Genomic DNA, 5,557 nt, shown 5'->3' on the forward strand with positions numbered 1-5,557 from the left:
TCGAGCCCGTTGGAACCAATTCCCAAAGTTTCCGATGAGAATGCAGAAGCCGTTTTTAAAACGTTGCATAAAAATATCTACCGATCATTCGATTATCATACTGATAGCGATATCTATGATGCCTTAGCAAAAAGTGCGGATGGGGCATTTCTGGAAACATTGTATCGTCAGATTCATCAAAGTTTGAAAATGCAAGAGCAGGGGGGAGCAATCTCACGTGTATCTGATGTGCAGTGGGAGTCTGTTGAGCCTGAAGCAGCCATTAATAGGAAGAATCAAATCACACAGGATGAACGTGGTTTCGCTGTGAAGTCTACATGGACCGTCGCAGGTACGGTGGAACATTGGGGGCATATTCACACGCGGACGAATCAGTATCAGGCGGTCTTTTATCTGGAACCCGTTGAAGGAGACTGGAAACTGACTGGAATGAACTTACTCGATGAACAGCGATTGCGATTTCAGACGAGATTGAGAGAAGTAAATAGCGAAGAAACGGATGGATCTGAAAAAAGTCCACCTGAAACAAAGTCAGCAAAATCGGGCTCCTGATGATTCAGATACAACAGCTTCAATTTAGTTATCCGAAATCACAATTTCGGTTGCACATACCTGATTTGAAAATCAGTGAATCAGAGAAACTCGCCGTAATTGGACCCAGTGGATGTGGCAAGACAACACTATTGAATTTGATTTCCAGTATTCTGATTCCCGATCAAGGGACACTTATTTCCTGCGGAATCAATCTGAAAACGCTCGATGACAGTCAACGACGTGCGTATCGCATTTCCAAAATTGGGTTTGTCTTTCAGGAATTTGAATTGATCGACTATCTGAATGTTCGTGAAAATATTATGCTGCCGTATTATATTAATGGCACATTGCAACTGGATAAAGCTGTTGACGAGCGAACCCGCGAGTTGACCAAATCCATGCAGATCGATCAATACTTGAATTCACGAATTGATCAAATCTCACAAGGAGAGCGACAGCGTGTTGCCATTTGCCGGGCGCTGTTACCTCAACCTCAAATATTATTAGCGGATGAGCCTACGGGTAATCTGGATCCGGTCAATAAACAATTGATTCGCGATTTATTGATCGAACATGCGACTCAGACCAAGGCTACTCTGATCATGGTAACACATGATGACAGCCTGCTGGATCAGTTTGAGCGTACCATTGATATTGCATGTTTTCATGAAGTGGTGGAAACGGCATGAATGGTGTTTTTCGTCTGACATTCCGCTATTTAGCATATAACAGACTCAAAACAGTGACTCTGATTCTGTGTGTGTCGCTGGCTTTGTTGCTGCCCGTTTTATTGCAATTTGGTGTCTCCCAGTTTGAACAAGACTTGTTATCTCGAGCACGCTCTACTCCGTTGATTGCGGGAGCCAAAGGCAGCCGGTTCGATCTGGCTTTACAATCAATGTACTTTAACCAGGCAGATCGGGAATCTACAAACATGCTTGAGGTGGAGGCTATTGAGGAAACAGGTTATGCCCTTCCGATTCCCCTGGTACTCCGATTTACTGCACAGGGAGCTCCTGTAGTCGGTACAACTTTAGATTATTTTGAATTTCGGAAGCTGGTAATGGCAAAGGGATCCAATCTGAAACGATTGGGAGATTGTGTGATCGGAGCCAATTTAGCTGAAAACTTACAGTTGTCTCCCGGAGACCAACTGATGTCGGACCCTTTAAACGTATTTGATCTATCGGGAACTTATCCGCTCAAAATGCGTGTGGTAGGTGTATTGGAAAAATCGGGCTCAGCGGATGATGATGCCGTCTTCGTCGATGTGCATACCGAATGGATTATCTCGGGGATTGGGCATGGGCATCAGAAAATCAATGCGGCAACGAATAAAGATCTTGTGTTGAAGCAGGAAGGGTCGACAACGATAGCGAATGCCGCTGTTCCGCAGTTCAATGAAGTGACCGAGGAAAACATAACATCGTTTCATTTTCATGGCGACACAGAAACATTTCCTGTTTCATCGATAATAGTAATACCCTTCGATAAAAAATCTGAAGTGTTATTGTTGGGGATGTATGATTCAGATACTTCAGTATTGCAGCTGATTCGCCCAATAGAAATTGTCAATGAGTTAATGGAAATGGTATTCCGCGTCAAACAGTTATTTGACATGAATACATTTCTGGTCTCTGTTTCGGTGGGTTTACTGCTGTGTCTTGTTTTTCTGCTTTCATTGCGTTTAAGAAAACGGGAACGGCAGACCATGTTTCAATTGGGTTGCAGTCGTTCAACTATCTGGAAACTGCAATTAACAGAAATTCTTTTCATTGTGCTGGCCAGTTTGATCATCGTGCTGGTTCTTACTTTGGTCTGTCGAATTTATGCGTATCAAATTATAAAATTTCTATTTATTTAGTGATATGGGAATATGCATCGTATCTATTTTATTGTGGCTTTGTTTTCGATGACTATGTTGTATGCCTGCCAGCAAAAACCTCAGGAGGGAACCAGGCTTGCAGAAGAAAAACAGTCACCGGTCATCGTTGTGGTCAATTATCCTCTGGAGTTTATTGTAAAATCACTTGTGGGGCCCGATGTCAAGGTTCTTAATCCAGTTCCCCCAGGATCTGATCCCGAAACCTGGTTTCCAAATGATGAGATAATTCAAACGATTCAAGAGGCGGATCTGATTGTCACCAACGGAGCCAATTTTGCCGACTGGGTCAAAAAACTGTCACTTCCCCGTTCTAAAGTGTTGAAAACCTCTATTTTTTTGAAAGAGGATTTGATTACAGTTCCCGACTATGAAGTGCACAGTCATGGATCTGGGGGTGCGCATTCGCATGCAGGAACAGTTGCGTTTTTCTGGCTTGATCCAGCGCTATTGGCCAGGCAAGCGGATGCGATTGGAAAAAAACTGATACAGTTACTTCCCCGGGAAAAAGAAAGTATCACAGAAAATCTGAAGAACTTAAAGGATTCCTTAGAACCACTGAATCTAAAACTGGATCAGCTTCGATCAAAATATCCCGGTCTGCATTGGTTTTCTCAGCGTCCCGTTTATCAATATCTCACAAGGCGTGCTGACTGGACAGTGCATCATTTGCATTGGAAAAAGAATACAAAGCCCAATGAGAGTACCTGGGAAACAATGAAAACAATACAGGAACTACACAAGGTTCCCTTCATGATATGGGAACAAAAACCTGATAAAAAACTGTTGAACGAGTTTCAGCAACGTGGTGTGTCTTCGTTTGTATTGAATCCACTCACAGCGAAACCTGCGCGGGGAGATTATCTGACAGAAATGCGACTCCAGTTGAACCAATTGGAAGCGTTTTTGAAATCAGGCTCATCAACGCAAGAATCCTCTGAGACAAAGTAATATGGCGTATTCGACATTATGAACCGAGCGATTTCATCTCAATCAGGGAAGTTCACGAACTTGCCTGTTGGTCAATCACAAGAAGCAGGGAGCACGAAGTACCCTCGTTCAAGCGGGTCTGAATAAGCTGCAGATCCTCAATCGGGCTTTCTTGATCGTTCTGGGAGATCCTCTACATTATGCTCGGTTTAGTTTTATACCCGCTTATCGGTACAGTTTAACCAATTAATTCACAGGGGAAAATCGAGCAGTTTTTTTGACCCCTCTCTTAAATCATCAGTAATTTCAGCCAAAACAGAGGGTAGCCCACAATTACCCTGAATTTTCTTTGTTTATTTAGTCCAAATAGGCCGCATATACTGAATTTCTGTCTCCAGATTTGCTGAATGTGAGTTGAACTCAGTTCAAACAGTTGGAAGTACCGATGTAGGTTATATAATGGAAATGGAGACAATTTCTATCATGACGGATCTTATTTAAGCAGAAAAATCCGAAAGGTTTTAATGATGCAAACAGCTTTACAGGTTTTGGATCGGGAATACCTCGAAGCCCGCTGTTCCCTCGTGGAACTTGGTGCGGCTTTTGATCGTGTTGATCGTGCATCTGATCACGAAGAGAATGCTGGTGAGTTTAACGATTCCCGTCTGGAGTTATTGAAGCAGGCGCTGGGAATCTTGACAGAAGAAAGCCATCTGCCGAATCGAGCAGAACGATTATTATTGCTTTTTTCAGACTTAGATTAAGTGAATTGACATTCTTTACCCACTCGTACAATTGAATAATCAGTGAGACCATCATGCAAATCATTCAACCACATTATCACGCGATTGCTCGAACCGCACAGGATTACGAACGCATGGCAATGTCCGGCGTTGTCGCCGTTGCGGAACCCGCGTTCTGGGCTGGATTTGATCGCTTATATCCAGAAACATTTATTGACTACTTTCGTCAGATCAGTGAGTTTGAACCGACTCGCGCTGCCGATTATGGAATCAAGCATTACTGTTGGGTTGGCGTAAATCCTAAAGAAGCAGAAAACCCGGAACTAAGCCACGAAGTACTCAAGCAGATGCCTGAATTCTTCAAAAAGCCAACCGTGCTTGGTATCGGAGAAATCGGCTTTCATAAAACAACGAAGAATGAAGAAGAGATTTTCGAAGCGCAAGTAGAGCAGGCTATCAAGTATGATCAGTTGATTTTGATTCATACTCCTCACCTGCAGGATAAAGTTCGTGGAACGAAACGTACTTTGGAAGTATTGTCACATATGAATGTGAACCCTGAACGGGTCTGGATTGATCATGTGGAAGAGCACACAATTCGAGAACCTTTAGAGGCCGGTTATTGGGTTGGTTTTACATTGTACCCGATCACGAAGTGTACCCCCAAACGAGCAGTCGATATGCTCGAAATATATGGGCACGAGCGGATCTTGGTGAACTCGTCTGCCGACTGGGGACCCAGTGATCCCTTTACGTTACAGGAGTGTATTGTTCAATACCGGGCCAGAGGCTACTCTGTCCAAGATGCCATTGAAATCTTCCATAATAATCCCGTTCGTTTTATGGGACAAAATCCCAAATTTGACATTAAACCGATTCGACTGGAAACGATAGAAGAGTCCAGTTCCAGTCTGGTTGAAAACTGAATTCGAGCCAAAAGAGACAGGAGCAGTTATGAAAGTGGCTGCTCCTGTTTTGCTGCGCCTATTTCTTTTTGGGGCGAAATGCAACCAGCCGATCTGCATTGGTTTCCAGGTAAGGGCCTTCCAGCAAATCGATGCAGTAGGGGATTGCAGGGAAAACTGCGTCCAGGCATTCCTGAATCGCACTAGGTTGCCCTGGGAGATTGACAATCAGCGAACTGCCACGTATGACGGCAGTCTGGCGGGAAAGAATGGCTGTCGCGACTTTTTCTAATGAGACTTTTCGCATTAATTCACCAAAGCCTGGCATCTCTTTTTCAGCAACGGCTAATGTCGCTTCGGGAGTAATATCTCTTTTCGCCGGCCCGGTTCCTCCTGTAGTGACAATCAGGCAGCATTGCTGTTGATCACTGAGTTCTATTAAAGTTTCAGTGATCGTGGAAAGATCGTCCGGAATGACGCGGGCCACGGGAATCCAGTTGCTGGTTAAGACCTCCCCAAGATAATCCTGAATCGCTGGGCCGCCCCGATCTTGATATTCACCG

General features: G+C 44.0%; 6 protein-coding genes and 1 pseudogene. 6 read left to right on the forward strand and 1 reads right to left on the reverse strand.

The genetic code is table 11. The features are described 5' to 3' along the window. The 6 genes and pseudogenes from Q0668_RS13935 to Q0668_RS13960 all read left to right on the forward strand — a co-directional run. Nucleotides 1-552 (forward strand): annotated as a pseudogene (locus Q0668_RS13935) (hypothetical protein); the annotation flags it as partial. Then, complete coding sequence (locus Q0668_RS13940) at nucleotides 552-1,223, forward strand: ABC transporter ATP-binding protein (protein ID WP_298865699.1); 672 nt, start codon at nucleotides 552-554, stop codon at nucleotides 1,221-1,223. The pseudogene Q0668_RS13935 and the gene Q0668_RS13940, both read left to right, overlap by 1 nt. Continuing rightward, nucleotides 1,220-2,398: an ABC transporter permease gene (locus Q0668_RS13945; protein WP_298865701.1), complete on the forward strand. Its 1,179-nt coding sequence runs from the start codon at nucleotides 1,220-1,222 to the stop codon at nucleotides 2,396-2,398. Before Q0668_RS13940 ends, Q0668_RS13945 begins: the two co-directional genes overlap by 4 nt. A gap of 12 nt (nucleotides 2,399-2,410) precedes the next feature. Continuing rightward, nucleotides 2,411-3,367 (forward strand): metal ABC transporter substrate-binding protein, encoded by a 957-nt coding sequence (locus tag Q0668_RS13950; RefSeq protein WP_298865703.1) that lies wholly within the window; start codon nucleotides 2,411-2,413, stop codon nucleotides 3,365-3,367. 503 nt (nucleotides 3,368-3,870) lie between these two features. Further along, nucleotides 3,871-4,110, forward strand: a complete 240-nt coding sequence (locus Q0668_RS13955; protein WP_298865705.1) for a hypothetical protein — start codon at nucleotides 3,871-3,873, stop codon at nucleotides 4,108-4,110. A 53-nt stretch (nucleotides 4,111-4,163) separates the two neighbouring features. After that, nucleotides 4,164-5,015, forward strand: a complete 852-nt coding sequence (locus Q0668_RS13960) for a TatD family hydrolase (protein ID WP_298865707.1) — start codon at nucleotides 4,164-4,166, stop codon at nucleotides 5,013-5,015. Between the two features lie 58 nt (nucleotides 5,016-5,073). Here Q0668_RS13960 and mog read toward each other — a convergent pair. Continuing rightward, nucleotides 5,074-5,557 (reverse strand): molybdopterin adenylyltransferase (gene mog, locus Q0668_RS13965; protein WP_298865708.1); only part of this gene is annotated, 484 nt, incomplete at its 5' end.

It is taken from the genome of uncultured Gimesia sp. (assembly GCF_937910335.1).
In the GTDB taxonomy this organism is placed as follows: Bacteria; Planctomycetota; Planctomycetia; order Planctomycetales; family Planctomycetaceae; genus Gimesia.